The following is a 25,236-nucleotide window of genomic DNA, read 5'->3' on the forward strand; positions in this document are numbered from 1 at the left end:
CAAGCCACCACCGCCGACCCGGACGCGAGCGGGCGAAGTCGGACCAATGGGTGGTGGGCCCGACAACTCCCGGGCCCACCAGGCCGATCGCCGGGTCGGCCGGTCGGCGGCGGCGGTGTTGACGGCGGCCCGGCGCGCAGCGCGTCCGGTGCGCCCGCGTGTGCTCAGCTGTCGAACGTCCAGGTGAACATGACGTGGTCGGATTCGGTGTCGGCGGCCGCGGCCTGGTAGGTGGCGAGGGCTGCCGGGTTGGTGCGGTCGGTGAGGACCCACATGCCGTAGCAGCCGCGTTTGCGGGCCAGTTCGGCCAGGGCTTCGGTCAGGGCGCGGCCGATGCCGTGGCGTTGGTGGGTCTCGGCGACGGCCAGTTCGTACAGGAACATCTCGGTGCCCTTGTCCGGGTGCGTCGTCTCGACGCCGGTGACCATCCCGACCGGGGTGGCGGCCACGTACGCGAGCAGTATGTGATGGCCCGCCTCGCCCAGGAACCGGGCCGCCCAGTCCGGGCGTACCGGGTCGTCGAACAGGTCCCCGGCCGCGATCACGTCCGCCACCGTCGTCACACGCCGAATCGTCGCCACATTCGTATCCACGACGACATTCAACGAGATTTGGGCCCATTCCAGAAGCCGTCGTTGGCAATGGACACGCCATGGTTGGGCTTGATCTTGGGTTGAGTCGCACGGATTTGCGGGAGTTCGGGCGGGTGAGTCAGGGTGCCGGACGGTGTCGCAGCAGGGCCTCGATGCGGCTCAGCCGGGCGTCGAGGTCGGCGATGTCCTGCTTGTCGGCGCTCTGGTCGGCCGGGCGCAGGGCGACCAGGAGGGCGCCTCCGGGTTCGAGGGTGACCGAGGTGGTCTCGGCCACGTCGTCGCCGCCCTGGCGTTTGACCGCCGCGTCCAGGTCGGCGAGACGCAGGCCCATTCGGGCGATTCGGGCCTGGTCGTACGTGCCGTCCCGGGCCAGCACGGTCGGGGTGCCCTCGAACAGGCGGGCGAAGCCGTCCCAGCGGGCGGAGCAGCGGACCAGGGCGGCGTTCGCGGCGACCAGGACGACGGCGCCGAACAGCGCGCCGGAGACCGAGTTGTCGGGGCCGATCACGGCGTTCTGCACGACATTGGACAGGAGCAACATGACCACCAGGTCGGACGTGTTGACCTGGGCGAGATCACGTTTGCCCATCCAGCGCAGCAGGGTCACGATCGCCAGGTAGACCACGATCGTGCGCAGGGCCTTTTCGGTCCACGGGATGCCGGAGACCAGCATGTCGTGCCACATGCCGGCAACGATAGAGGAGCTTTGCCGCTTTTCTGGCGATCAGCGGCTGCGCTGCGGCTACTTGCCGGACGGCCTGCCGCGGAACGACAGCGCGCGGCGCGCATCGCGGGCGGCCTGGCGGGACTGGGCCTGGACGGTACGGCAGATCGCCCGGATCGGCCCGAGTGTGCTCTGCCAAGTGCGCCGCGCGGCGCGACCGGCGGGGATCAGGACGGTCGTGCCGACCCGGGCGATCGACCGCCACACGCCTCGGCCGAGTGCGACGCCCCGACCCCAGGCCCACACCGTGGGCCCGACGAACACGAAACGCAGTCCGCGCCCGATCAGCCGGACCAGCCGCCGGGCCCGACCCGCCGCCCACTTCAGCGGCAGTACGACCACGAAGTGCGCGCCTCGGCCGAGCATGCGGACCAGCCGGACCACCCGACGCCAGGCCCAGCCGACCGGCCGCACCACCAGGAGCGTGAACGCGACGGCGCAGCCCCGGCCGACCAGGCGTAGGGTGCGGCCGGTGCCTCGGCCGAGCCAGCGGACCGGGACGAACAGGCCGTGGTACAGGGCCAGTCGCACGCCGCGACCGGCCGCCACCAAACCTCGTCGAACCAGCCCGGCCGCCGCGACCAGCCCGCGCCACGCCCACCGGGCCGGGATGACCACCGCGTGCCGCAGGACGAACGTGATGCCGCCGACCAGTACCGCGACCCCCCGCATCGCGATGTCACCGCACGCGGCGAGGCCGCGCCGGATCGCCCTCAGCGGCACGACCACCACGTAGTACAACCAGCGCGCGAAGCCGCGACCCATCGTCCGGGCCAGCCGCCAAAGCCACCGACCCGGCACCACCAGCAGGTAGTACAGCGTGCGCCCGACCGCGTGGCCGAACCACCGTCCCGCCCGGCCGAACCACCGCCCGACCGCGAGCATCCCGGCGCTCATCGGCCGCATCAGCGCGTCTCGGACCCAGCGCAGCGGCAGCACGATCAGGCAACGCCCGAGCAACCGCAACCCGGCCCACCCCACGTCGACGCCCAACCACCGCAACACCCGGCCCAGTCCGAGCAGTCCGACCCGGACAGCCTTCGCGATCGGGACCAGGAACCAGTCCCACACCAGGATCTTGGCCCCGCGTGCGACCGCCGCGCAGGCCCGCCCGAGTGGGACCAGGAACCAGTCCCACGCCAGGACTTTCCCGCCGCGCCCGACCGCCGCGCAGGCCCGCCCGAGTGGGACCAGGAACCAGTTCCACACCAGGACCTTGACCCCGCGTGCGATCGCCGCCAGGGCTCGACCGGCCGGGACCAGGAGCCAGTTCCAGATCAACACCTTGGCGCCGCGCCCGACCGCCGCGCAGGCCCGCCCGAGTGGGACCAGGAACCAGTCCCACACCAAGACCCCGGCCCCGCGCCCGATCGCCACCAGCAGGCGCCCCGCCGGGAACAGCAGCCGATCCCGTACCGCCCGTCCGCTCCACCTGAGCAGCTCCCACGCCAACCGCGCCGGCAGCAGCACGAGCAATGCGGCGATGCGGATCGGCCAGCGGATCAGGTTGTAGATCGGCCCGGTCGGTTCCGGTATGGGTGCGTTCTCCTGACGATCGGTCAGCCGTCGGTCCGGGAACACATCTCCCGTGAACTGTCCCTTGCGCAGGTCGACCGTAACCGAACCATCCGTCAACTCGTCGACGCGCAACGTTTCCTCCATGTGAACCCCGAGCCCGAGGCCGCCCCGGCCTCCCACGTCGTTGGGACACGGTCGGCGGCGCATCCTCACGGCCCGCCATCAAGTGACCTGGCTCACAGCAGTCCGGCGGATCGCGCTCCGGTCGGCGTGCGGCGATCGGGCCGACGCAGGGTCATCCGGCGGGCCACCAGAGGGAGAGCGCGGTACCGCCGAGGAAGCGCGCCCGGTCGGCGGGGGAGAGCCGGCGTGCCGCAGCCCGCCCGAGGGCGACCATCGCCGGATAGGTCGAGCCGACGGTCTGCGGATGATCCGATCCCCACGCCAACCGCTCCGCGCCGAACTCGGCCGCCAACCGGTCCACCGCATCGGCCGGATCGCCCACCGCCGCCGCCCGATCGAGGACATGCGTGGATACCTTGACCCGCACCGCCGGCAGCGCGGCCAACTCGAACAACGTGCCCGCCGCGTCGCCCGAAACGTCCACGAAACCGCAATGGTCCAGCGCCACCGGCACGTTCGTATGCCGATCCACCAACTCGCCCAACCGCCCGAGCGCGTCCGGGAACAACACCGGGACGACGGTCAGGCCGAGTTCGCCCGCCAGCGCCCACACCTCGTCCGCCCGCCCGTCGGTCAGCCAGTGCGGCGGATCACCGGCCACCCCGAACGCCCGTACACCGCGCAGCAGACCACCACCGGCCCCAGCCAACTCGACAAGGGCCGAGGCGGGTTCGGGCCCGGCCAGGTCCACCGCCCCCACCAGCGCGAGCCGCTCCGGATCCGCCCGCACGCTGTCGAGCGCATACGCGCAGTCGTAGCCGTACGCCCCCACCGCCTGCACGACCACCGCCCGCGCCACCCCGGTCGAGGCCAACGCGGCCGTCAGTTCGCCGGCCCCCACGTCGTTCGCCCGGTACCACGTGCTGCCCACCCCGGTGGGCGAGAGCGGATACCGCTCGCGGTCGGCCGAGGCGATGTGTACGTGGGCGTCGACGATCGTCGGGTCGGGTGGGTCCGGTGTTCGGCTCCGCGAATCGGCCGTACGCACGGCCGGCTGCCGGTCTCCGGCGAACTGTCCCGGCGGCATGACAACCCCAACCACTCGACCGCGCCACCACCACACCCGGGATCCGGATCGGCCACCCCGCGAAGGACCTCGTCAACTGCCCCGAACCACCGCGATCGTAGTCATCGCGATCCCCGACTCCACCTGCCAGCGCCCGGCGAACCCGTCCAGCGGCCGGTCCTCGACCAACAACCGCGCGGTGAACGTCCCGCCGTCCGGGTCGAATTCCAGTTCGGCCTCGGCGAAGTCCAGCCAGCGCAGGGTGAGCGGGAACCAGGCCTTGTACACCGACTCCTTCGCGCTGAACAGCAGCCGATCCCAGGGGATTTCCGGCCGCCGGCCGGCCAGGTCGAGCAGATGCTTGCGTTCGGTCTCGGACGAGACGGTCGTCAACACCCCCTCGGGCAACTCCTCCGCCGGTTCCGCGTCGATGCCCAGGGTGAGCAGGACCCGCGCGTCCGCGACCGCCGCCGCCCGGTAGCCCGCGCAGTGCGTCATGCTGCCGACCACACCCGCCGGCCAGCCGGGCGCGCCGCGCAGGCCCGGGAGCAGCGGCGTCGGCGGCAGCCCCATCCGGGCCAACGCGCGCCGCGCGCACCGCCGTACGGTGGTGAACTCGCGGCGGCGCTTGTCCACCGCCTTGGCGATCAGCGCCTCCTCGGCGGGGAACAGCGGCGGTCCGTCGGGGTCGTCGAAGGACTCCTCGGCGAAGACCTCGGCGGGCAGTATGCGGGCGATCATCGGACACCGGCCGATTGTCCGGGGCGGGTGGTGTCGGCGGTCTCGGCGGGCACGATCCGGCGCGGGATCGGTCGGCGCAGCCCGTTCTTGCGCTCGCGCGGGTAGCCCAACGAGACCTCCTCGAAGCGCACTCCGTCGTACCACGTGGTCCGCGGGATGTGCAGGTGGCCGTAGACGACCGCGGCGGTCGGGAAGCGGCGATGCCAGTCGGCGGTCAGGTCGGTGCCGCACCACTGGGCGAACTCCGGGTGCCACAACACGTCCGTGGGCTGCCGGACCAGCGGGAAGTGATTGACCATCAGGAACGGTGCGCGCGGGTCGGCCGCCGCCGTCAGCCGGCCCTCGGTGTACGTCACCCGGGCCCGGCACCAGTCGCCGCGGCTCGGGTGGGGGTCGGGGTAGAGCATGAACTCGTCGCTGCACACGATGCCCGCTTCGTACGCGGCGTCCAGCGCCTGCTGCTGGGTGACCGTGCCCGGCGGGCGCCAGGTGTAGTCGTAGAGCACGAACAGCGGCGCCACGGTGACCGGTCCACCCGGGCCGTCCCAGACCGCGAACGGGTCCTCGGGGGTGAGTACGCCCAACTCCCGGCACATCGCCACGAGGTGGCGGTAGCGCCGCTCGCCGCGCAGCTGTACCGGGTCGTCCTGGGTGGCCCACAGCTCGTGGTTGCCGGGGACCCACACCACCCGGGCGAAGCGCTCGGCGAGAAGTCGCAACGTCGACGCCGTCTCGTCGATGTGTTCGGCCACGTCCCCCGCGACCAGGATCCAGTCGTCGTCGGTCCCCGGGCGGATGCCGTCGACGAGTGCGCGGTTGGACGGGATGGAAGAGTGCAGGTCGCTGACGGCGTACAGGGCGCGCTCGGGCGAACGGGCAGTGCTCATCGATCGACCATAAACGGATGCGCGGCGCGCGGGGAAGCGCGACGCGGCGAAGCGGGGGCGTACGCAAGATCCGTGCAAGCTCGGGTAGGGGTCGATCAGGGGTACGCCACACGCCCGCGATATGTCACCGTCGTGGGTGAACGAGCGGGTGAGCGAGCGGTGGGCAAGTCGGGTGGGCACGACGCGAGCACGACGCGAGCACTGCGTGAGCAAGGTCCGAGTGAGCAAGGTCCGACCGCGCACGCGCCATGGAGCGATGGACCCATGACGCCATAGAGAGGGAAGAGCCGTTGCGGTACGAGATTCTCGGCCCCGTGCGGATCGTCGACGGCGACCGGCCGCGCACGATCGCGGCGCCCAAGCCGGAGACCCTCCTGGCCGCCCTGCTCGCGCGGCGCGGCCAGGTGCTGACGGTCGATCAAATCGTCGGCGAGATCTGGTCCGGCGCCCGGCCGCAGCGGGCCAAGTCCACGGTGCACGTCTACGTCTCCCGGCTGCGCGCGATCCTGGGCGCGCCGGGCCCGGCCCGCAGCGGCCCGCTGACCACCTGCTCCGGCGGCTACGCGCTGCATCCGGGGGCGGACCGGGTGGACGCGGACGCCTTCCACGACCTGGTCGAACGCGGCCGGGCCGGCGCACGGGCCGGGCAACGGCACGAGGCGGCCGAGTTGTTCGCCGGCGCGCTCGACCTGTGGCGCGGATCCGCCTACGCGGGCGTGGCCTGCGGGCCGATCGTCCGGGCACACGCCGCGCGCTTGGAGGCATCCCGGCTGGAGTGCCTGGAACTGCTCGTGGAGGCGCATCTGGCGCTCGGCCGCTACCGGGAGAGCGTCGCCCGGCTGTACGCGCTGACCACGGAGTATCCGCTGCACGAGAGCTTCGCCCGCCATCTGATGATCGCCCTGTCACACTGCGGCCGACGCGCCGACGCGCTCGCGGTCTACCAGGACACCCGAGGCGCACTGCGCGAACTCCTCGGCCTGGAGCCGTCCCGGGCGTTGCGCGAGGTCCAGCACGCGGTGCTGACCGGCGTCGAGCCGCGCGGGGTGCGCACGGACTCGCTGGCGGGCTGAGCAGGTTTCCCCGGCCCCGGTCGAGGGGCAGCGATCAGGCAGCAGCGTGCGCACCGACGGGTCGTGTCGGTCGCGCGGCCACGAATCAGGAAGGTCTTTTGCCATGAGCACCGCCTCCGCCGTATCCGATACCTGGATCCGCCGTTTCCATCCGGCCTCGAACCCGGTGCCGCGCCTGGTCAGCCTGCCGCACGCGGGTGGCTCGGCGAGCTTCTGGTTCCCGCTCTCGGCGGCGCTCGCGAACCGGGTCGAGGTGCTGGGCGTGCAGTATCCGGGCCGGCAGGACCGGCGGGCCGAGCCGCTGATCGACGACATCGACACGCTGGCCGACCGGATCACCGCCGCCCTCGATCCATGGCTGGACGAGCGGGTCCCGCTGGTCCTGTTCGGCCACAGCATGGGTGCGATCCTCGGCTTCGAGGTGGCCCGCCGGTTGCGGATCCGCCCCGCCGCGCTGATCGTCTCCGGGCGCCGGGCCCCGAACCGGCAGCGGGACGAGCGGCTGCACCTGCTCGACGACGCCGGACTGGCCGCAGAGCTGCGCACGATGAGCGGCACCGACGCAAGCATCCTGGCCGACGACGAGGTGTTGCGGATGGTGCTGCCCGCGCTGCGGGCCGACTACCGCGCGATCGAGACGTACACCTGCACCCCGGCGGCGCCGCTGGAGTGCCCGATCACCGTGCTGACCGGGGACAGCGACCCGAAGGTCACCCTGGACGAGGCGATGGCCTGGCGCGAGCACACCAACGGCACCTTCGCGCTGCACACCTTCACCGGCGGCCACTTCTACCTGACCGAGCACCAGGCGGCGGTCACCGCGCGGATCACCGACGCGATCACGGCGGCGACGGGGCGACCCGCGACCGGATGACCGCAGCGCCGGATGACCGCAGCGCTGGATGATCGTAGGGCCGGATGATCGTAGGGCCGCAGAGCCGGGACGCGTGCTCGCTCGAATGGGCCCCGCCGGGCGCCGAGCCGATCGGGCGCGGCGGTCCCGGGCGGCCGGGTCCGCGGGGGGTCGTGTCGAACACCTGCGCCAATCCGGGTGCGGGCTCCGCCGGCGGCCCCCACCGGGCCCGTCGATGATCGAGGCATGGCCGGTCAGGATCAAGTGCATGCCGTGTTGCCCGAAATCGAGCCGATGTTGGCCACCACCGGGCCACTCCCCGGGGAGGGGTACGACCTCGACTGGGGGTTCGAGGTCGACTGGGACGGCGCCCGTACGGTGGCGTACTGCACGGGGGACGGCGCGGTACGGCTGGTCGCGCGCGACGGGACGGACGTCACCCGTACCTATCCCGAACTGGCCGGACTCGGCGAGCAGCACGGCCGGCGGCAGGCCGTACTGGACGGCGAGATCGTGGTCCTCGACGACCGGGGACGCCCCGACCTGCGCCGGCTCCGACAGCGCACCGGCGTGGTGAACCCGCGCAAGGTGGCCCGGCTGACCATCGACGCGCCGGTGCACCTGATGCTCTTCGACGTGATGTACCTCGACGGCCGGTCGCTGCTCGCCACCCCCTACCGCGAGCGCCGGATGTCTCTCGCCGGCCTCGATCTGGCCGGCCCGCGCTGGTCGACGCCGGAGTGGACCGAGGGCGACGTACAGCGCGGCTGGGCGACCAGCCTGCACCACGGCTACTCGGGCATCGTGGGCAAACGACTGGCCTCCCACTACCAGCCCGGCCGGCGCTCGCCCGACTGGATCAAGGCCAAGCACGTCGAGACGCACGGCGTGGTGATCGGCGGCTGGGTCGAGGGCCGCGGCGAGCTGCGCGGACTCCCGGGTGCCCTGCTCGTGGGCGTGGACGCGCCGGACGGGCTGCGCTTCGTCGGCACCGTGGAGGACGGCCCGACGGTGGCCGAACGCGGCGAACTCGGCGAGTATCTGGGCGCGATGCCCCGCACCGACTCGCCCTTCGCCGGCCCCGTCGACGTCCCCGGCGCGCAGTGGGTCGAGCCCCGGCTGATCGCCGAGGTCACCATCTCCGGCTGGACCCACGACGGCCGACTGCGCCACCCGACCTGGCAACGCCTGCGCCCGGACCGGACCCGACGCTAGGACGTGTCTTCCAGCCCCGCCCGGCGCCGACCCCCTACCGGCTCGGCTGGGCGAACTGCCGGGCGATGACCATGCGTTGGATCTGGTTGGTGCCCTCGAAGATCTGCATGATCTTGGCTTCACGCATATAGCGCTCGACCGGGAACTCGCGCGTGTAGCCGCAACCGCCGAAGACCTGGACCGCGTCCGTGGTGACCTGCATCGCCGCGTCGGTGGCGATCAGCTTGGCCACGCTGGCCTGGCGGCTGTACGGCCGGCCCAGATCGCGGCGCCGGGCCGCGTCCAGGTAGGTGGCCCGGGCCGAGTCGACCGCGGCGGCCATGTCGGCGAGCAGGAAGCCCAGGCCCTGGTGGTCGACGATTCGCCGGCCGAACGTGGTGCGCTCGTTGGCGTACTCGACCGCGGCGTCCAACGCCGCCTGGGCCAGCCCGGTGGCACACGCCGCGATGCCCAGTCGGCCCGAGTCGAGGGCGCTGAGCGCGATGGCCAACCCCTGACCCTCCGCGCCGATCAGCCGATCCCGTTCGAGGACCGCGCCGTCCCAGAACGCACTGGTGGTGGGCACCGCGTTGAGGCCCATCTTCTCCTCCGGCCGACCGAAGGCCAGGCCCTCGGTCGCGCCCGGCGCCAGGAAGCAGGAGATGCCCCGGCTGCCCTCGCCGGTGCGGGCGAACAGCGCGTAGAAGTCCGCCTTTCCGCCGTGCGTGATCCACGCCTTGGTGCCGGTGACCCGGTATCCGTCGGCGATCGGCCGGGCCTTGCAGACGATCGCGGCGGCGTCCGAACCCGCGTGCGCCTCGGACAGGCTGTAGCCGCCGATCAGCCGCCCCTCCAGCATCTCGGGCAGCCACTTCTCCCGCTGCTCGGTGGATCCGTAGGTGGCCACCGGGAAGCAGGCCAGGGTATGCACGCTGGTGGCCACCGCCACCGCCGCCCAGCGCGCGGCGAGTTCCTCCAGGACCTGGAGGTAGACCTCGTACGGCTGCCCGCCGCCGCCGTCCTCCTCCGGGTAGGGCAGCCCGAGCAGGCCCACCTCGCCCAGGATCGTGAACAACCCCTCCGGATACGACTCCTCACGCTCGTGCCGGGCCACTCTGGGCGCGAGTTCGCGGTCGGCGACGGTGCGGGTGAGGTCGAGCAGATCCTCGGCGTCCCGGGTCGGCAGGAGGCGGTCGACGGTCACGGCTGCTCCGGAGGTCGGGGGTGGGCGGGGCGGCGGGGGTGCCGGTCGAGGTCAGCCGGCCGCGACGAGCGGCGGGCCGGAGGGGGCCGACTGCGCTGCGGGCGCGGTCAGTTCGGCCAGTGCGGTACGCGCCGCCGTGCGGTATTCGGCGACCCGGGCCAGCTTGATGTCCTCGTAGCCGCGGATCGTCTCGGGCAGGGCGACCAGGGCGATCACCTCGGCCACGTTGTCCGCGGTCAGCGACCGCAGCGCACCCCGGACCAGGTCGCGGTATTCGGCGACCAGTTCGCGCTCGACCCGACGCACCTCGGCGTAGCCGAACAGGTCCCAGCGGGTGCCGCGCAGGCCGCGCGCCGCGCGCAGCGCCCGGAAGGCGGGTACCGCCGTGCGGCGCAGCCGGATCTTGCGGTTCATCCCGAGGTAGCGCAGCACCGGCGGGTGCAGCAGTACGGACACCGCCGCGTCCGGGCCGAACTCGGCGTCACGCCGGGCCTGTTCGACCGGGTCCAGGTGCAGCCGGGCGACCTCGTACTCGTCCTTGTAGGCCATCAGGTGGTGCAGCGCCTTCGCGTACGCCACCGCGACCCGTGCACCGCCCGCGGCGCCCGCCCGGTCGACCGCGAGGGTGCGGATCGTCCGTACGTCGTCGGCGTATCGGCGGGCGTAGGCCGCGTCCTGGTAGCCCGTCAGGTCGGCGATCCGGGTGCCGAGCACCTCGCGCAGCGCCGCGTCGCCGCCGGCGCGGTCGGCCAGTGCCATCGCGGCCGGGTCCACTGCGACCACCGGGAGCGGCGGGGCCGCGACCGCCGCGGCGAGCACCGCGGCCGGGTCCACGGCCATCGCCCGACCCCAGCGGAAGGCGGCCAGGTTCTTCTCGACCGCCGCGCCGTTGAGGGTGATCGCCGCCTCGATGGAGTCCGCGGTCAGCGGCAGGCAGCCGTGCTGGAACGCGGCGCCGATCAGGATCATGTTGGCCGGCATGTGGTCGGCGAACAGCGCCTCGGCCAGGCCGAGCGCATCCAGGTGCAGGTTGTCCGCCCGCCGGGTCGCCGCGTCGATCCGGGCCAGTGTCTCGGCCGGCGAACCGGGCAGCGCGATCTGGTTGGTCACCATCGCGGCGGTCGGCACGATCGCGGTGTTGACCACGGCCACGGTGCGCTCCGGGTCGGCGGTGGCCAGGTTGCTCTCCGCCGCGGTGCCCAGCACGTCGAAGCCGATCAGCACGTCGGCGCCGGCCCGCGAGGCGCGCAGCGCGCCGGTGATCGGGCGGTCGGAGATGCGCAGGTCGGACACCACCGGGCCGCCCTTTTGGGCAAGTCCGGTCTGCTCCAGGCCGGCCGCGTACAGCCCGTCCAGGTGTGCGGCCATCTGCAGGATCGAGGACACGGTGACCACGCCGGTCCCACCGATGCCGGGCATCCGCACCAGCAGGTCGGCCGAGGCGAACCGGCTGGTCGGGGCCGCCGGTCGCAGCGGCAGGTCGGGTATCGCACGGGCCTTGCGGGTGCCCGGCTCGACCAGCAGGAAGGACGGGCAGTCGCCGTTCAGGCAGCTGAAGTCCGAGTTGCACGAGCCCTGGTGGATGTGCGTCTTGCGGCCGAACTCGGTGTCCACCGGCTGCACCGACAGGCACGAGGACTTGTCGCCGCAGTCCCCGCAGCCCTCGCACACCCGCTCGTTGATCACCACCTTCTCGGCCGGCGTGGGCAACTGCCCGCGCTTGCGCAGCCGGCGTTCCTCGGCCGCGCACCGGTCGTCGTGGATCAGCACGGTCACCCCGTCGACGGCGGCCAACTCGAGCTCCACCGCCGCGATGTCGTCCCGGTGCCGGACGCTCGCGATCGGCGCGAGGCGAACTCCCCGGTAGCCGCGCGGGTCGTCGGTGGTGACCACCACCTGCCGCACCCCCTCGACCGCGAGCAGCCGGGTCAACGCCGGTACGTCCAGGCGCCCTTCGGCCTTTTGACCACCCGTCATCGCGACCGCGTCGTTGTACAGCAGCTTGTAGGTCATCTTGGTGCCCGCCGCCACCGCCGCGCGGATCGCCAGCGAACCGGAGTGGTGGAACGTGCCGTCGCCCAGGTTCTGCACGAAGTGCTTGTCGTCGGTGAACGGCGCCAGGCCGATCCACTGGGCACCCTCGCCGCCCATCTGGGTCAGCCCGAGCTGATGTCCTCGGCCCTTGCCGTCCAGCGCGATCATCACGTGGCAGCCGATGCCGACGCCGACCAGGGTGTCGTCGGCGGTGCGGGTGGAGGCGTTGTGCGGACAGCCGGAACAAAAGTACGGGGTGCGCGAGGCCAGCATCGGCAGCGCGATCCGGGACGGGCGCTTGGGGGCGAGCGAGGCGAGGTAGGTGGTGGCCGCCTCGGGCAGCCGGTCGGCGCCGAGTCGGGCGGCGATCGCGCGGGCCACCTCGTCCGCGCCGAGCGTGCCGCGCGCGGTGAGCAGCGGCCGGCCGGTGTCGTCCCGGCGGCCGACGATCCGCGGCGCGTCCGGGCGGCGGTAGAGCGCCTCCTTGAGCCGGGCCTCCAGGAACGGCACCTTGTCCTCGACCACCAGGACCTCGTCCAGGCCGGCGGTGAGCTCCGCCAACTCCGCGTCGTCCAGGGGGAACGGCATGCCGATCCGGATCAGCCGGACGTCGAGGGCGGCGTCCGGGTCCAGGCCGAGGTCGGCCAGCGCGCGGCGGACCACGGAGAACGACACGCCGGCGGCGAGGATGCCCAGGCGGGCGTCGGGGGTGTCGTGCACGACCTTGTTGAGGCCGTGCTCGCGGGCGTAGGCGCGGGCCAGGTCGAGCCGGCGGGTGATCAGGTCGTGCTCGGCGTCGAGCGCGGCCGGGCCGACCAGCGTCGGCAGCGTGCCGCGCTTGGTCGCCGCCGGGACCGGGATGTCCTTGCCCCACCGGGAGACATCCACCGTGGTCGACGCGTCGGCGATGTCCGCGACGATCTTCAGCCCGGTCCACAGCCCGCACGCGCGCGACATGGCGACCGCGTGCAGCCCGAACTCGACGATCTCGCCGACCGTGCCCGGCGCGAGCAGCGGCATCGACAGGCTTTCCATCATCGGCTCGCACGAACTGGGCACCGTCGAGGACTTGCTGCCCGGGTCGTCGCCGATCCAGGCCACCGCGCCGCCGAGCGGGGCGGTGCCGGCCATGGTGGCGTGCCGGATGGCATCGGCGGCCCGGTCCAGGCCCGGGTTCTTGCCGTACCAGAACCCGGTCACCCCGGCGTGCCGGGCGCCCGGCGTCTGGTCCACCAACTGGGTCCCGGCCACGGCGGTCGCGGCCAGCTCCTCGTTGAGCCCGGCCTGGAACACCACACCGGCCGGGTCCAGGAAACGCTTGGCGCGCCCCATCTCCAGGTCCACGCCGCCGAGCGGCGAGCCCTGGTAGCCGCTGACGAAGATCCGGGTGTCCAGGCCGCGCTCGGTGTCGAGCCGGCGCTGCTCCAGGGTCAGTCGGATCAGCGCCTGCACGCCGGAGATCAGCACGCGGCCCCGGTCGGCGGTGTACTTGTCGTCCAGTGACACCGAAGGCGAAGCCTGATCTGCACGCACGGAAGCCTCCGTCGAAACCGGATGGGGTGGGGTGGGGTTCGGCAAGCACACCAATGGCGCCGGCAGGACGCAAGTACCTTGCGGCAAATTGCCATGAAGACGCAAAGATCTTGCTGCCTCAGCGTGTCGATCCGCTTTAGTTTGCGTGTGAACCACGTCACCAGGGGGTCGGTGCCCGGCCGCTCCGTTCCGGGCGCGCTCGCTTCGGGTAGCGATGGACCGGGTGTGGACGGTCCGGTCCGCGTGGTTGGGCGAAACGAGGTGGCGGCGCATGGGCGACCCGGCGGTGACGGTGCGCGAACTGGGCGGGCTCGACGAGTTCCGCGAGGTCGAGCGGCTGTACGACGAGATCTGGCCACCGGCGCCGGGGCAGGGCCATGCGGTGGCCGCCGAGTTGTTGCGGGCGCTCGCGCACGCGGGCAACTACGTCGCCGGGGCGTATCGGGACGGCCGCCTGGTCGGCGCCACGGTCGCATTCTTCGGCGCGCCGCTCGGCGAGACGTTGCACTCGCACGTCACCGGCGTGCTGCCCGCGAGCGGCGGGGTGGGCTTCGCGCTCAAGACCCATCAGCGCGACTGGGCGCTGGCGCGGGGGTTGCGGCGGATCACCTGGACGTACGACCCGCTGATCCGCCGCAATGCCTACTTCAACCTGGTCAAGCTGGGCGCGCGGCCCGAGGAGTACCTGCCCGACTTCTACGGCGAGATGGTCGACCGGGTCAACGAGGGCGACCCGAGCGATCGGGTGTTGGCCGTCTGGGAGCTGGACGACCCGAGGGTCCGCGCCGCCGTACGCCGGGAGCCGCCACCGGCGCCGCCGTGCGCTGCCGGGGTGGCACTGGCGGAGCGGGACGGGATGCCGGTGGTCGGGCGTACGGACGCCGCGGTCGTGCTGGTCGGGGTGCCCGCCGACATCGAGGCGATCCGGCGGGTCGACGCGACCGCGGCCCGGGCCTGGCGACTCGCGCTGCGCGAGGTGCTCGGTGGGCTGTTGGCCGCCGGGGGAGTGGTGGTGGGCTTCGATCGGGAGGTGGGCTATCTGGTCGGGCGGCGCTAGCTAGTGGGTCAACGCTCCGGTGGTGGCCTGGAGTTCGGGGAAGTAGCCGTCACTCTGACCGGTGCTGGTGGGGTGGTACGACTCGTCGATCGGGAAGGTGATGCCGTTGATCCACTCGTCGGACCCGCACACCCCGTGTCCGGCGAACCGGTTGCGCACGTCGGCGAAGTCGGCGTTCGCGGCGCTCGCGCGGCCTCGGGTGACGTCGGCCAGCGTGTCGGCGGCCTGGTTCAGCACGGTGCGCTTGGCGTCGCTCATGCCCAGGAAGCACGAGCCGAGTTCGAACAGTCGCGGGTAACCCAACACCACCAGGCGGGCGTTCGGGGCCCGGTTGTGGATCTGTGCGTAGGTGGCGTCCAGGTCGGCGGGCAGCTTGGTGGTCGCGTAGGTCTTGGCCTTGGTCACGGCCGCGGAGCAATCGCCGTCCGAGCCGAACAGGCACGACTTGACGGTGTCCACGAAACCGGCGTCGTTGCCGCCGATGCTGATGGTCACCAAGGACGTGGCCCCGTTGAGCGCGGCCAGTTGGCCGTTGCGGACGTCGGCGGTCTTCGCGCCGGAACAGGCCGCGAAGGTGAAATTGCCGCCGGGGTGGCTGTTGTTCCACAACACGGGGTAGGCGTTGGCGCTGCGCTTGCAGGAGCCGCTGTCGGAGAAGTAGTCGCCGGCGCCGACACCGGCGCTGTACGAGTCCCCGAGCGCGACATAGTTCGACGCGGCGGCGGCGTGGGCGGTCGGCGCGGCGAATCCGGTCAGCGCGACGACGGCGGCGACGGCCGCGATGGACGTGGTGCGAGGCAACGAGAGCACGGATGGTCTCCTAGGCAGACGTTGGGGGGACGCTGCCGGGCGGCATCGACGGCGACGCCGCGATACTCGAACGTGTCACCGGTCCGATGCCCGAGCCGGGCCGCCCGATCGACGTCCGACTCGTCCGTAGTCGTCACCCTTGGCACTCCGCTTTGCGCACACATCGTCCCGTCTCGACTACACCGGTGCATAGAAGGATTTCGGCCCCATGACGGGACCGATCACCACGAACGGAGCAAGTCCTGAACGCCACTTCCGCCCATACGATCCGTGCCGCCGAACCGGGCGACCTCGAGGCGTGCGCGCGGTTGTTGCTGCTGCACGAGCCGGGTGCCGACGGCCTCGCTCGCGTCCGGAGCTGGTCCGACCGCCCGGACGCCTGCTTCCTGGTGGCAACGGACCGGGCTGGGACGGTGGTTGGCTACGCCCGCGCGCTGCACCTGGACCCGTCCCCGACCGCCCCGATCGGCTACTACCTGGCCGGAATCGTGGTCGACCCGGCGGCCCGAGGGCAGGGCCTGGGCCACCAATTGACCTCGGCGCGCCTCGACTGGATCGCCGAACGCGCGTCGTCCGCCTGGTACTTCGCCAACGCCCGCAACACCGCCTCGCTGCGCCTGCACGAGGTGCTCGGCTTCCACGAGGAGACCCGCGAATTCGCGATCCCCGGTGTCGAGTTCACCGGCGGCGAGGGCGTGCTGTGCCACCGCACGCTGCGCGGTGCGCCGTGCCCCGAGGACCGGGCGCACCGGCCCTGACGGCATCGGTGCCATCGCCGGCGCCGGGCGCGGCACTGGCCTCGGCCGGCCTGAAGTCGAGTCCGGCGACCGGCCCCGCGAGGATCCCGAGCCCGATCCGCCGCCGGGGGCCCGGCTGCGGGTCGGGTGCCGTCATCCGTCATCCGACTCCACGCCGTCGGTTCGGTGAACGAACCCGACCTGGTTCAGGCCGATTTCCCGGCAAACGTCCAACCCGGATGCTCGGCCCGGAGGAGCGGGAGATGCTCGGCCCAGGCGTCGGCGGCGAGCGGTAGCGCGGCGCGAATACCGATCCGCTCACCGTCGTCGATCTCGAACCCCCACGAGAACCCGACCAGCGGCACCACATGCGGCTCGACGCGCTCGGCCATCGGCGTCCAGGCCAGGAACGTATGCGCGAGCCAGGAGAGCGGCTTGCGGTCGAACCGGGCCGGGGAGTCGAACAGGGTCGGCGCGAGGCCGAAGTAGCAGTACGGGGATCGCGCGGCGGCGAACAGCGGGAACGGGTCCATCTCGAAGCCGGCGCCGTCCGACGCGCCGTCGGTGGAACGGACCAGCTGCACCCAGCCGAACAGTGCGCCGTAGCCGCGTCCGGGGAAGTCGATCCGCGCGGTGAGGCACGGGAAGTCCCGGGCCTCCTCGGTCTGTCCGACCGCCGCCGGATCGTCGACCCGCTCGACGGCCACCCGCACCGAACCACTCTTACCCTCGCGCGTGAACGGCAGGATCATGCCGCCAACCTGCCGAAGCTTGTGGCCGACTACAAGACCGAAACCGGTCGGCGGGAGCTGGTAGTAGCTCTCCGTGGTCGGGGTTCTGCCCGAAATCGGACAGAATCCGCGCGCTGCGGGTGGATCACGCGGCCGGCTACGGCTGCTCGCTCCACAGCCGCGCCCATTTCGTGCTCCAGGCGGCGCGGTCGCCGACCCACCACTCGCGTTCGACGTCGTCCTCGGGCTCGTTCCTGCCGGGGTGCCGGGTGGCGTGCTCGCGGATTGCCTCGGTCAGGCCGGTGAACTGCTGCTCAAGGTCGGCGAGTGTCGGGGCGGTGTCGTGCGTGTCGTGCATCCGTCCGGTGCCACCCGCCAGGTCCGGCATCCGGCCGGCGGGTGCGGCGGCTTGCGATCCGGTGTCATGCCCCGATGGCCTTGAGCATGGTCACGACCAGGACGCTGCTGCTGATCTCGTACTCTGTGATGACACCTGCGAGGCATGCGCTTCGTCGGTCCTTGTTGCCGCGGATGGCGGCGCCCTGGGCGTAGGGGTTGCGGGCCATGTCGTGCACAGCGGTGTCGAACTCGCGGCGTGTCTTGGCGGACAGGGCGTTGTACTCGATGCGGGCGCGGTCGGTGTACTGCACGTAGTAGCTCATGGCTGCACGGGGTTTCCGTGTACGTCGACGACGCCGGTGAGGTCCCCGGATCGAACCCGCTCGGCGTCGGCTTCGATGCGGGCGCGCTCGTCGGGCGGGATGGCCCAGTGGGCGGCGAGGGGGGCGATGTCCAAGAGCGCCGCGTTGTTGATCTCCTTGTCGAATGCCTCGCGTTGGTCTTCGGGGAGCGCGGCGCGGATGTCGGCAAGGGTGCCGGGCAGTTTGGCGGGTCGTCCGTCGATGGTGGTGGTGAGGGTGGGCCGGTCGGGGTCACGGAGGTCGTTGTCCATGCCCCCAGCGTGGCATCGGGGCGTCCGCGATCGGTAGCCGGCGCACACGACCGGGGTACGCGACCGGCTGTGCGCCCTGCGGCTCTGCGGCCCGCCGCCATCGTGGTGGGGGATTCGGTTGCCGGGTTTCGGTCCGGTCCGGCAGCTGCGGGTTGGGTTGATGCTACGACTTGCTAGCCCTTGACGATCGCATCGATGGCGTCGGCGAGCTTGAAGTCGAGCTCCGTGACGACGCCACCCGCCGTATAGGTCGTCATGCTGAACCGAAGCTCCTCCCAGTGGAGTTCGACATCCGGATGATGCTGCAACTCCTTGGCGATCAACGCCACTTCTCCCACGAAACGGGCACCCGCCTGATATTCGACGCGGAAGCTCTTCGTGATACCGCTCGTGTCTCCCGACCAGCCCTTCCGCTCGCCGAGCCTGGCAGCCACGTCGTCGGCAGTGAGGGGTGTGCGTTCTCCCACGATGCTCTCCTCAGAATCGACCGGCGCGGTCGCCGACCCACCGCTCACGTTCGACGTCGTCCTCGGGCTCGTTCCTGCCGGGGTGCCGGGCGGCGTGCTCGCGGATTGCCTCGGTGAGGCCGGTGAAGTGCTGCTCGCGGTCGGCGAGCGTCGGTGCGGTGTCGTGCATCTCGGGACTGTACGAGGCCGGCCCGACATCACCAGCCGGCGCAACGCAGGACCGTGACAGTGGTCACGCCGCCGGATATCTCGTAGCGGACGACGACCCGACCGAAGCTTGCGTCGCGGCGGTCGGGGTCGCGGGGGTTCACCGGGGTCGACCCGCAGCCGTAGGGGTCCGTCGACAGGCCGCGCTCGACCGTGCTTCTGATGCCGGCCCGGTCGGCAGGAGGAGCGCCCTCCAGGCCATGCTCTGCCGCGTCGGTCCAGGTCACCCGGTAGCTCATGGCGTGAACGGGGTGCCGTCGGAGTTGTGGACGCCGGTCCAGTCGCCGGCCCTGATCCGATCGCCGGCGGCCGCGTCGTCGTCCTGGGCCTCAGGGGGCAGCGCGAACTGCATGAGGGCGACCTGGACGATCTGCCGGAGCGGTGTGGAGCCGATGACGCGGTCGAACTCGGCGCGGCGTTCCTCGGGGAGGTTGGCGCGGATCCCGTCAAGGGTGTCGGGGAGTGTGATGGTCTTGCCACGAACGCTGGTGGTAGGCATGCCGTCCAGGGTGGCACCGCATCGCCCGTGGTCGGTAGCCGGCGCACACGACCGGAGTACGCGACCCGGTGTGCGCCGTTCCCCTGCTGTCGGGGTGTCGGTGCATCATGGTCGAGTCCGGATATGCGACTGCCCCGCCGCAAACAGCCCTGGAGATCAGGTCACAGCCCTCGTAGTCGGTGGAGCATGAGGAGCGCGGCCACGGCGTTTGCCGAGCGGATCTCGCTGCGTGCGATGAGGTCGGGGATTTCCTTGAGTGGGACCCATTCGACGCGGTCGGACTCGAAGGCGTCCTCGGGGTCGCCGACGTGTTCGCCGTGGTCGGACCAGTAGACGTGGTGGACGGAGTCGGACAGGCCGTTGGAAGGCTCGACGCTGAGCAGGTGGCGGAGTGGGCCGGGGCGCCAGCCTGTTTCCTCGAGCATTTCGCGCGCTGCGGCTCCCTCTACGGTCTCGCCGGCTTCGGTTTCGACGACTCCGGCGGCGAGTTCCCAGCCCCACGTGTCGGTGATGAAGCGGTGGCGCCAGAGCAGGAGTACGCGGTCCTGCTCGTCGACGATGGTCGCGAGTGCGACGGGTCGTTGCCGGATGAGGTAGTGGTCGAGGTGGCGCCCGTCGGGGAGTTCGACGTCGGCAAGGCGAATCGCGAACCACTTGTTGGCGTACACGTCGGTCTCACTGTGCTTGATCCACTTCACGCGCGTCTCCTTGCGGGCCCGGGGGTGCCCGTCAGTAGGGCATCGCCAGGACAGTTTCGACCCTCTCGGCCACCTCGCGCACAGCCGGCGCGCCGGTGTGCGCCGCGAGTTTGCGGTGCATCCCTTGGAGGCGATCCGAGAGCCGTCGCGACTCCATACCTTGGGCCGCGTCCAATGTCGCCGATGCGGAGACCACGGCCTGGTCGAGGTTACGACAGGCGATGGCGACCGAGGTGAGGGTCGCGAGGCGGTGCACCCTTCCGCGAGCATGGCTGTGCGCGTCGACGGCTTCCTCGGCGTACCGAAGAGCGGGGCGGTGGTCGCCGAGGCTCAACAGGGTCTCGGCGGCCTGGGCTTCGACGAGACCCGCCTGGACATAGCCGGTTTCGGGAGGCTCTTCCGCGCGGCGGATCCGACCGAATGCCTCCTCGGCTCGGCTGAGGCTGTCGCGGGCAGCTGCTGGGTGCCGCATACGGGCGAACGCTTTCGCCTGCATTGCGAACAGGTCCGCAGCCAGGGCCGGAGAGAGATAGGGGCCCGCCGTGCGGAGCCCGGCCTCGGCGAACGCCGTGGCCTGTCGGTAGTCGCGCAGATGGATGGCCTGGTTGACGAGCAGGGCGATGACGTAGCCGCCGAACGCGTGGTCACCGCTGGCCTTCGCCATGCGGAGGGCCTGATGGAAGTACCGCTGCGCGAGCCCCTGCTGGTCGGAGTCGTAAGAGCAGATGCCCGCGACCGCGACGAGCCCGCCGGCCGCACGGAACAGTTCGCGGCCGACACGATCGGGGTAGCTTCCGCGAACGGCCGGCGTCACGTTCTCGGCGAGGAACCGAATCACGCGCGGCCTGGCGGCGAGCCCTCCGACCTGCTGGTACATGCGCACGTAATGGCCCCGGGCCCCTCGTAGCATCTCCAGATCCTCGGAGCCGACGTGAACCGGCCCCCGATGGGAGACGTCGATGTCGTGAGGTGGATTCTCCCACTCCCAGACGGGGGCGATCGCGGCCATGCCCACGGCGGCGGGTGTCTCCTGGGCGGTCGCCGCGCGCCGGTGGTCGGATGTCCACAATGCGGGAGCGCGCTCGACGAAGGCCGGCAGGGTCGTTCCGGAGGATCCGTCGGTGCGGGTGTCGAGGTCGACGTCCTGGGGTGTGATCTCGCGACCGAGGCGTTCGCTGAGAACGGCGCACACCATCTCGATGGAACGGCTGCGTGGGCGCTGGCCTTTCAACCATCGTCCGACGGAGGTGTGGTCGTAGTGCAACGTGAGGCCGACGCGGGCGCCGAGCGCGTTGACGCGTTGTGCGAGTCCGGCGCGAGACATCCCGGAATCGTCGAGCGCAGCAGCGAGCAGGTGGTTCGGGCTCATGGGTCCCCTTGGTGTCGCACGTCAAGCCCTGGTCGTCGAGCCTAACGATTTGCACTTCACACCCCGTGTGAATCACGCACATGCGAGGCCGGTTCTCACACCTGCCGCAGCGTGTGGTGGCGGCGCAAGTCTGTGGGGACGGCAGGCGAGCAGACGAGGAGACCACGGTGAGCGAGAGGCCGTTGATGATCCAGGTGGACGTGTCAGGCAATCCGGCGCGGCCGATTCGGGTCATCCTCGACGTCGGCGACGAGGGTGAGGCCCCGACCTACGATCTCGACCGCGACCAAGCGCGGTTCCTCGTGCATCAATTGCAGGTCGAACTGGCCCGAACGTCCCACCCTCTGCAACTGGGCCGCATCGCGAACTCGGGCGGCTGACGAACCGTCCCCTGCCGCCGCCCGTTCCGACCGCATCGGGCGGGCGGTACCCGGCCTCGCAGTCATGGCATAGCTGCGAGGCCGGGCCCCAACTCCTTGCCCGGCCGGGTGCCTGAAGACCCCCGCACGCCCGGCCGGGCGAGGAACCACGCCCTGTTCACCACACACCGACCCGGTCCGAAGGGAGCGCCATGCATTGGACCACCGACCGCCGGGCCGCCGTCGAACGCCTCGCCGCAGCCACTGCGAGGCACGACCGACTCCACGGCACCCACCTCGATCCGAGAACGACATCGGACGCCGAGCAGCACACCCACCGGGAGCGCTGCCGCAAAGCTGAAGCCACGGTCCGCAACGCGGTCACCGACGCCAACCGCGACGGCGTGCCCGTCGACACGATCGCCGCCACGACCGGGTTCTCCCCGGGCTACGTCCGCATGATCCTGGATCGCGAACACGCCCCTCCGAGCCGCGGTTGGGCGCACAGGGTCCCGGGCGACCGCGCGGCCGGACCACCCCCATGACCCTCGCCCGGCCGGGAGTTCGCGCTCTGGTCCGGCCGGGCGAGGCACCACGGGCGCGGGGCCGGTCGACCAGGGACCCGACCGGCCCCGCCCCACCACGATCGGATTCTCGGAGAGATCATGCCCCAACCCGCCGGACGGCTCGTCGACTACGAGTACAACCCGGGTCTCCTGGTCGCCCGGTACGAGCAATCGGACGGCGACGTCTACGCGTTCGAGACCTTCCACGTTCCGGACGGGACACTGCCCGCGCTGATCGCCGCGCTCCTGGTCCATGCGGACCAGAACGAGCGCAGCGACATCCTCCGCGCGGAAGTCGCCGCGAACGACAGGATCATCGCGGCCCGGAACGCCGCGATGCCGGTCCCCGACTGGCTGCCTGCGGCCATGCGCGAGGGCGAAACGCTCTGGTAGCAGCGGCCACCGAAACCGAAGAACCCGCCACCGGTCCGCCGGCAGCAGTGACTCCGGGGCGGTGGCGGTCCGTCGATGGCACGCGCCCGGATCGCCGAGCGGGAGTCTCCGACCGCGTTGGTTGCGGTCGGGTCAAGACGGCAAGGAGGGGCACGGGGGCAGGGCTTCAAAAACCGAGCGTCGCGACCGCTGCGGCATCCTGCTCGACCTCCGACTCGTCGACCGGACTCAGGCCCCGCAGCCGGCGCTCCTCAAGGCACTGTGAGATCTTGCGTGTCACGCAGGTATCAGATTCGCTCGGCATCTGAGGCCCCGGTAGCCGCCGGCCATGCCGCATCTCGCAGCCCATCCCGACTCCCGCTCCCTCGCCGGGCCCGAAACCGGATCCCGACGAGACCCCCAAGGCCCGGCGCGATGCGTGACCTGCGGTTTTACCCGGCGCTCGGGTCTGGGCAGGTCGGTGAGTGCCGGTTTCGTGCTCCCCGGGCCCAAAGCGAGTCGCGACAAGACAAAAAGGGCCGCACGCCGACGGAGAACCGAGCGCCTCGCACACCCGCAGGCGCAACCCGAGCCAACAAACCCACGCCCCGAACGGAAACCGACCACCTCGCACGAGGTCACAACGCCTGCGCAGCGGCCGAACCCCCCGACGCCCAACGCACAACCGCCCCCGACCACGAGCCAGCAAAGCCGTCCAGGGCAGCAACGGCCACGTAGTGGACGGGCAACAACGGATGCGGAGCACCAAGCAAAGACCCGGCCCCGGAGGGGACGTGCAACGACGAGACGCAGGTAGCCGCCACGACCCGGCCCCGCCGAACCGACCCAGGACCAACCACGCACCACCCCAACACCACGACGCCAAGCGGCCAACCGCCCCCGACCACGAACCAGCAAAGCCGACCCGGACAGCAACGGCCACGTATCGCGCGGTTGCGCTTCGCATCGATCCGGCCCGCCCGCCCCGCCCCGGATGGTTGCTCGGCCGCCCCCGGCAGGGGTGCGCGTCCCGCTCCCGAGGCTTCGACCAAGCACCCCGTTCGCCTCGTGGCCCATTCGGAGTATCGCGTTCCATTGACTGCCGTCAGGATTGGTAGATACTTGGCTGCGCGACTCCCGCTGACACCAGGATGAGGTGCGCACATGGAGCTGTCCCCTTCCGCCCACGTCGACACGTTCTGTCGTGATCGACTGCCCCCCTTCGAGCAGTGGCCCGAACTTCGGTTCGAACTGCCGGAGTTGCGTTATCCGACGCGGTTGAACTGCGCTCGGGCCCTGCTGGACGACACCATCGATCGGCTCGGGCCGGATCGGCGGTGTCTGCTGACCCTCGACGACACGTGGACGTACGGCGATCTGCTGCGCCGGGCCAATCAGGTCGCCCGGGTGTTGACCGAGGATCTCGGCCTGGTGCCGGGGAATCGGGTGTTGTTGCGTGGGCCGAACAATCCGTGGCTGGTCGCCTGCTGGTTCGGGGTGCTGAAGGCCGGTGGCGTCGCGGTGACGACCATGCCGCTGCTTCGGGCGCACGAGCTGACCACGCTGTGTGAGATCAGCCGGCCGATGGTTGCGTTGTGTGATCATCGGTTCGGTGCGGAGTTGGCCGCGGCGGATGTGCCCGGTTTGGTCACCCTGCTTTACGGGAGCGATGACGACGCCGATCTCACCCGACGGTGCGCGCTCAAGAGCGGCGAGTTCGTGGCCGTGGACACCGCCGCCGACGACGTGGCGTTGATCGCGTTCACGTCCGGGACCACCGGGCGGCCCAAGGCCACGTTGCACTTTCATCGTGACGTGTTGGCCAACTCCGACACCTTCGCGCGGCACATCCTCAAGCCCACCGCCGACGACCTGTTCGCCGGGACCCCACCGCTGGGCTTCACCTTCGGGCTCGGTGGCCTCGTGGTCTTTCCGCTGCACGTCGGCGCGGCCGGCCTGTTGCTCGAACACGCCACGCCCGAGCGGCTGGCGCGGATCGTCGCCGAGCACGGCGTGACCGTGTTGTTCACCGCGCCGACCGCCTACCGGGCGATCCTCGGCGCGGGCCTGGCCGACCTGCTCAAGGGTGTTCGCCGCTGTGTGTCGGCGGGCGAGTCGTTGCCCGCCGAGACGTGGCACGACCTGCACACGGCCACCGGGATCGAGCTGATCGACGGGATCGGCGCCACCGAGTTGCTGCATGTGTTCGTCTCCGCCTCGGATGGGGACATCCGACCCGGGGCAACCGGCCGTGCGGTACCCGGGTTCGAGGCCGCGGTGCTCGACGCCGACGGGCGGCCGGTGCCGGACGGGACGCCCGGGCAACTCGCCGTGAAGGGCCCGACCGGCTGCCGCTACCTGGACGACCCGAGGCAGCTCGGCTACGTGCGCGACGGGTGGAACATCACCGGTGACACGTACGTCCGCGACGCCGACGGCTATCTCTGGTACCAGGCCCGCAGCGACGACATGATCGTCTCCTCCGGCTACAACATCGCCGGCCCCGAGGTGGAAATCGCCCTGGCCGCGCACCCCGACGTCGCGGAGTGCGGCGTGGTCGGCGCGCCGGATCCCCGCCGCGGGCTGATCGTCAAGGCGTATGTCGTACTGCGGGCGGGCGTCGCGCCCGACGCGGATACCGCGACCCGCATCCAAAACTTCGTCAAGCAGACGATCGCGCCGTACAAGTACCCGCGCGCCGTCGAGTTCGTGGCCGCGCTGCCGCGCACCGGCAACGGGAAGTTGCGCCGTGCCGAACTGCGCGCCTGGGCCCGGACCGGTGAATCCGCACCGGCGACACCGGCGACACCCGCGACACCCGCGACACCGGCGACACCGCCGGCCGCCCCGGACCCAACGTGAAAGGCGA

28 protein-coding genes are annotated in these 25,236 nt (G+C 71.5%); 9 read left to right on the forward strand and 19 right to left on the reverse strand.

What is annotated here, in order from left to right; translation table 11 throughout:
- Window positions 1-164 precede the first annotated feature (164 nt).
- The 6 genes from ABIA38_RS15280 to ABIA38_RS15305 all read right to left on the reverse strand — a co-directional run bounded on the left by ABIA38_RS15280 (window position 165) and on the right by ABIA38_RS15305 (window position 5,652).
- Window positions 165-563 (reverse strand): GNAT family N-acetyltransferase, encoded by a 399-nt coding sequence (locus ABIA38_RS15280; protein WP_424639157.1) that lies wholly within the window; start codon window positions 561-563, stop codon window positions 165-167.
- A 148-nt stretch (window positions 564-711) separates the two neighbouring features.
- Entirely contained in the window at window positions 712-1,278 is a 567-nt protein-coding gene (locus ABIA38_RS15285) for a DUF421 domain-containing protein (protein ID WP_424639158.1), read from the reverse strand.
- Window positions 1,279-1,335: 57 nt separating this feature from the next.
- Window positions 1,336-2,979: a hypothetical protein gene (locus tag ABIA38_RS15290; protein WP_424639159.1), complete on the reverse strand. Its 1,644-nt coding sequence runs from the start codon at window positions 2,977-2,979 to the stop codon at window positions 1,336-1,338.
- Window positions 2,980-3,130: 151 nt separating this feature from the next.
- Window positions 3,131-4,045, reverse strand: coding sequence for an amidohydrolase family protein (locus ABIA38_RS15295; protein WP_424639160.1), 915 nt, complete (start codon window positions 4,043-4,045; stop codon window positions 3,131-3,133).
- Window positions 4,046-4,117: 72 nt separating this feature from the next.
- Complete coding sequence (locus ABIA38_RS15300) at window positions 4,118-4,765, reverse strand: 4'-phosphopantetheinyl transferase family protein (RefSeq protein WP_424639161.1); 648 nt, start codon at window positions 4,763-4,765, stop codon at window positions 4,118-4,120.
- On the reverse strand, window positions 4,762-5,652 hold the full coding sequence (locus ABIA38_RS15305; protein WP_424639162.1) for a metallophosphoesterase family protein: 891 nt from the start codon (window positions 5,650-5,652) through the stop codon (window positions 4,762-4,764). The genes ABIA38_RS15300 and ABIA38_RS15305 overlap by 4 nt, the downstream gene beginning before the upstream one ends.
- Window positions 5,653-5,942: 290 nt before the next feature.
- Here ABIA38_RS15305 and ABIA38_RS15310 point away from each other — a divergent pair, with 290 nt between their 5' ends.
- The 3 genes from ABIA38_RS15310 to ligD all read left to right on the forward strand — a co-directional run bounded on the left by ABIA38_RS15310 (window position 5,943) and on the right by ligD (window position 8,793).
- Window positions 5,943-6,725: an AfsR/SARP family transcriptional regulator gene (locus ABIA38_RS15310; protein ID WP_424639163.1), complete on the forward strand. Its 783-nt coding sequence runs from the start codon at window positions 5,943-5,945 to the stop codon at window positions 6,723-6,725.
- A gap of 103 nt (window positions 6,726-6,828) precedes the next feature.
- On the forward strand, window positions 6,829-7,599 hold the full coding sequence (locus tag ABIA38_RS15315; protein ID WP_424639164.1) for a thioesterase II family protein: 771 nt from the start codon (window positions 6,829-6,831) through the stop codon (window positions 7,597-7,599).
- Window positions 7,600-7,824: 225 nt separating this feature from the next.
- Entirely contained in the window at window positions 7,825-8,793 is a 969-nt protein-coding gene (gene ligD / locus ABIA38_RS15320; protein WP_424639165.1) for a non-homologous end-joining DNA ligase, read from the forward strand.
- A 34-nt stretch (window positions 8,794-8,827) separates the two neighbouring features.
- Here ligD and ABIA38_RS15325 read toward each other — a convergent pair whose 3' ends face one another.
- Together ABIA38_RS15325 and ABIA38_RS15330 are read right to left on the reverse strand one after the other, a co-directional pair.
- Window positions 8,828-9,976 carry an acyl-CoA dehydrogenase family protein gene (locus tag ABIA38_RS15325; RefSeq protein ID WP_424639166.1) on the reverse strand — a complete coding sequence of 383 codons (1,149 nt, stop codon included), beginning with the start codon at window positions 9,974-9,976 and terminating at the stop codon, window positions 8,828-8,830.
- Window positions 9,977-10,027: 51 nt separating this feature from the next.
- Entirely contained in the window at window positions 10,028-13,543 is a 3,516-nt protein-coding gene (locus ABIA38_RS15330; RefSeq protein WP_424639167.1) for an indolepyruvate ferredoxin oxidoreductase family protein, read from the reverse strand.
- Between the two features lie 271 nt (window positions 13,544-13,814).
- Here ABIA38_RS15330 and ABIA38_RS15335 point away from each other — a divergent pair, with 271 nt between their 5' ends.
- The gene (locus ABIA38_RS15335; protein ID WP_424639168.1) at window positions 13,815-14,600 is read left to right on the forward strand and encodes a GNAT family N-acetyltransferase; all 786 of its coding nucleotides are present in this window, start codon (window positions 13,815-13,817) and stop codon (window positions 14,598-14,600) included.
- Here the strand turns inward: ABIA38_RS15335 and ABIA38_RS15340 are convergent, their stop codons facing one another.
- Window positions 14,601-15,410 carry an SGNH/GDSL hydrolase family protein gene (locus ABIA38_RS15340; protein WP_424639169.1) on the reverse strand — a complete coding sequence of 270 codons (810 nt, stop codon included), beginning with the start codon at window positions 15,408-15,410 and terminating at the stop codon, window positions 14,601-14,603.
- Between the two features lie 308 nt (window positions 15,411-15,718).
- Here ABIA38_RS15340 and ABIA38_RS15345 point away from each other — a divergent pair, with 308 nt between their 5' ends.
- Window positions 15,719-16,168, forward strand: a complete 450-nt coding sequence (locus ABIA38_RS15345) for a GNAT family N-acetyltransferase (RefSeq protein WP_424639170.1) — start codon at window positions 15,719-15,721, stop codon at window positions 16,166-16,168.
- A 185-nt stretch (window positions 16,169-16,353) separates the two neighbouring features.
- Here ABIA38_RS15345 and ABIA38_RS15350 read toward each other — a convergent pair whose 3' ends face one another.
- The 10 genes from ABIA38_RS15350 to ABIA38_RS15395 form a co-directional block, all read right to left on the reverse strand.
- Complete coding sequence (locus tag ABIA38_RS15350; RefSeq protein WP_424639171.1) at window positions 16,354-16,899, reverse strand: hypothetical protein; 546 nt, start codon at window positions 16,897-16,899, stop codon at window positions 16,354-16,356.
- 136 nt (window positions 16,900-17,035) lie between these two features.
- The gene (locus ABIA38_RS15355) at window positions 17,036-17,236 is read right to left on the reverse strand and encodes a hypothetical protein (protein WP_424639172.1); all 201 of its coding nucleotides are present in this window, start codon (window positions 17,234-17,236) and stop codon (window positions 17,036-17,038) included.
- A 64-nt stretch (window positions 17,237-17,300) separates the two neighbouring features.
- A complete protein-coding gene (locus ABIA38_RS15360) occupies window positions 17,301-17,540 on the reverse strand; it encodes a hypothetical protein (RefSeq protein ID WP_424639173.1) in 240 nt (79 codons plus the stop codon).
- Window positions 17,537-17,830, reverse strand: coding sequence for a hypothetical protein (locus ABIA38_RS15365; protein ID WP_424639174.1), 294 nt, complete (start codon window positions 17,828-17,830; stop codon window positions 17,537-17,539). The genes ABIA38_RS15360 and ABIA38_RS15365 overlap by 4 nt, the downstream gene beginning before the upstream one ends.
- A gap of 173 nt (window positions 17,831-18,003) precedes the next feature.
- Window positions 18,004-18,297 carry a 4a-hydroxytetrahydrobiopterin dehydratase gene (locus ABIA38_RS15370; protein WP_424639175.1) on the reverse strand — a complete coding sequence of 98 codons (294 nt, stop codon included), beginning with the start codon at window positions 18,295-18,297 and terminating at the stop codon, window positions 18,004-18,006.
- A gap of 10 nt (window positions 18,298-18,307) precedes the next feature.
- Window positions 18,308-18,466 (reverse strand): hypothetical protein, encoded by a 159-nt coding sequence (locus tag ABIA38_RS15375; protein ID WP_424639176.1) that lies wholly within the window; start codon window positions 18,464-18,466, stop codon window positions 18,308-18,310.
- Between the two features lie 28 nt (window positions 18,467-18,494).
- The gene (locus tag ABIA38_RS15380; protein WP_424639177.1) at window positions 18,495-18,743 is read right to left on the reverse strand and encodes a hypothetical protein; all 249 of its coding nucleotides are present in this window, start codon (window positions 18,741-18,743) and stop codon (window positions 18,495-18,497) included.
- Window positions 18,740-19,003 (reverse strand): hypothetical protein, encoded by a 264-nt coding sequence (locus tag ABIA38_RS15385; protein ID WP_424639178.1) that lies wholly within the window; start codon window positions 19,001-19,003, stop codon window positions 18,740-18,742. Before ABIA38_RS15385 ends, ABIA38_RS15380 begins: the two co-directional genes overlap by 4 nt.
- Window positions 19,004-19,164: 161 nt before the next feature.
- Entirely contained in the window at window positions 19,165-19,701 is a 537-nt protein-coding gene (locus ABIA38_RS15390) for an NUDIX hydrolase (protein WP_424639179.1), read from the reverse strand.
- A 31-nt stretch (window positions 19,702-19,732) separates the two neighbouring features.
- Complete coding sequence (locus ABIA38_RS15395) at window positions 19,733-21,070, reverse strand: transcriptional regulator (protein WP_424639180.1); 1,338 nt, start codon at window positions 21,068-21,070, stop codon at window positions 19,733-19,735.
- A gap of 167 nt (window positions 21,071-21,237) precedes the next feature.
- Between ABIA38_RS15395 and ABIA38_RS15400 the strand changes: the two genes are divergently transcribed.
- The 4 genes from ABIA38_RS15400 to ABIA38_RS15415 all read left to right on the forward strand — a co-directional run bounded on the left by ABIA38_RS15400 (window position 21,238) and on the right by ABIA38_RS15415 (window position 25,229).
- The gene (locus tag ABIA38_RS15400; protein WP_424639181.1) at window positions 21,238-21,450 is read left to right on the forward strand and encodes a hypothetical protein; all 213 of its coding nucleotides are present in this window, start codon (window positions 21,238-21,240) and stop codon (window positions 21,448-21,450) included.
- A gap of 191 nt (window positions 21,451-21,641) precedes the next feature.
- Window positions 21,642-21,974: a hypothetical protein gene (locus ABIA38_RS15405; protein ID WP_424639182.1), complete on the forward strand. Its 333-nt coding sequence runs from the start codon at window positions 21,642-21,644 to the stop codon at window positions 21,972-21,974.
- 120 nt (window positions 21,975-22,094) lie between these two features.
- A complete protein-coding gene (locus tag ABIA38_RS15410) occupies window positions 22,095-22,388 on the forward strand; it encodes a hypothetical protein (RefSeq protein ID WP_424639183.1) in 294 nt (97 codons plus the stop codon).
- 1,143 nt (window positions 22,389-23,531) lie between these two features.
- The gene (locus ABIA38_RS15415) at window positions 23,532-25,229 is read left to right on the forward strand and encodes an AMP-binding protein (protein WP_424639184.1); all 1,698 of its coding nucleotides are present in this window, start codon (window positions 23,532-23,534) and stop codon (window positions 25,227-25,229) included.
- Window positions 25,230-25,236: the final 7 nt, after the last annotated feature.

The organism is Embleya sp. AB8 (genome assembly GCF_049739465.1).
Taxonomy (GTDB): domain Bacteria; phylum Actinomycetota; class Actinomycetes; order Streptomycetales; family Streptomycetaceae; genus Embleya.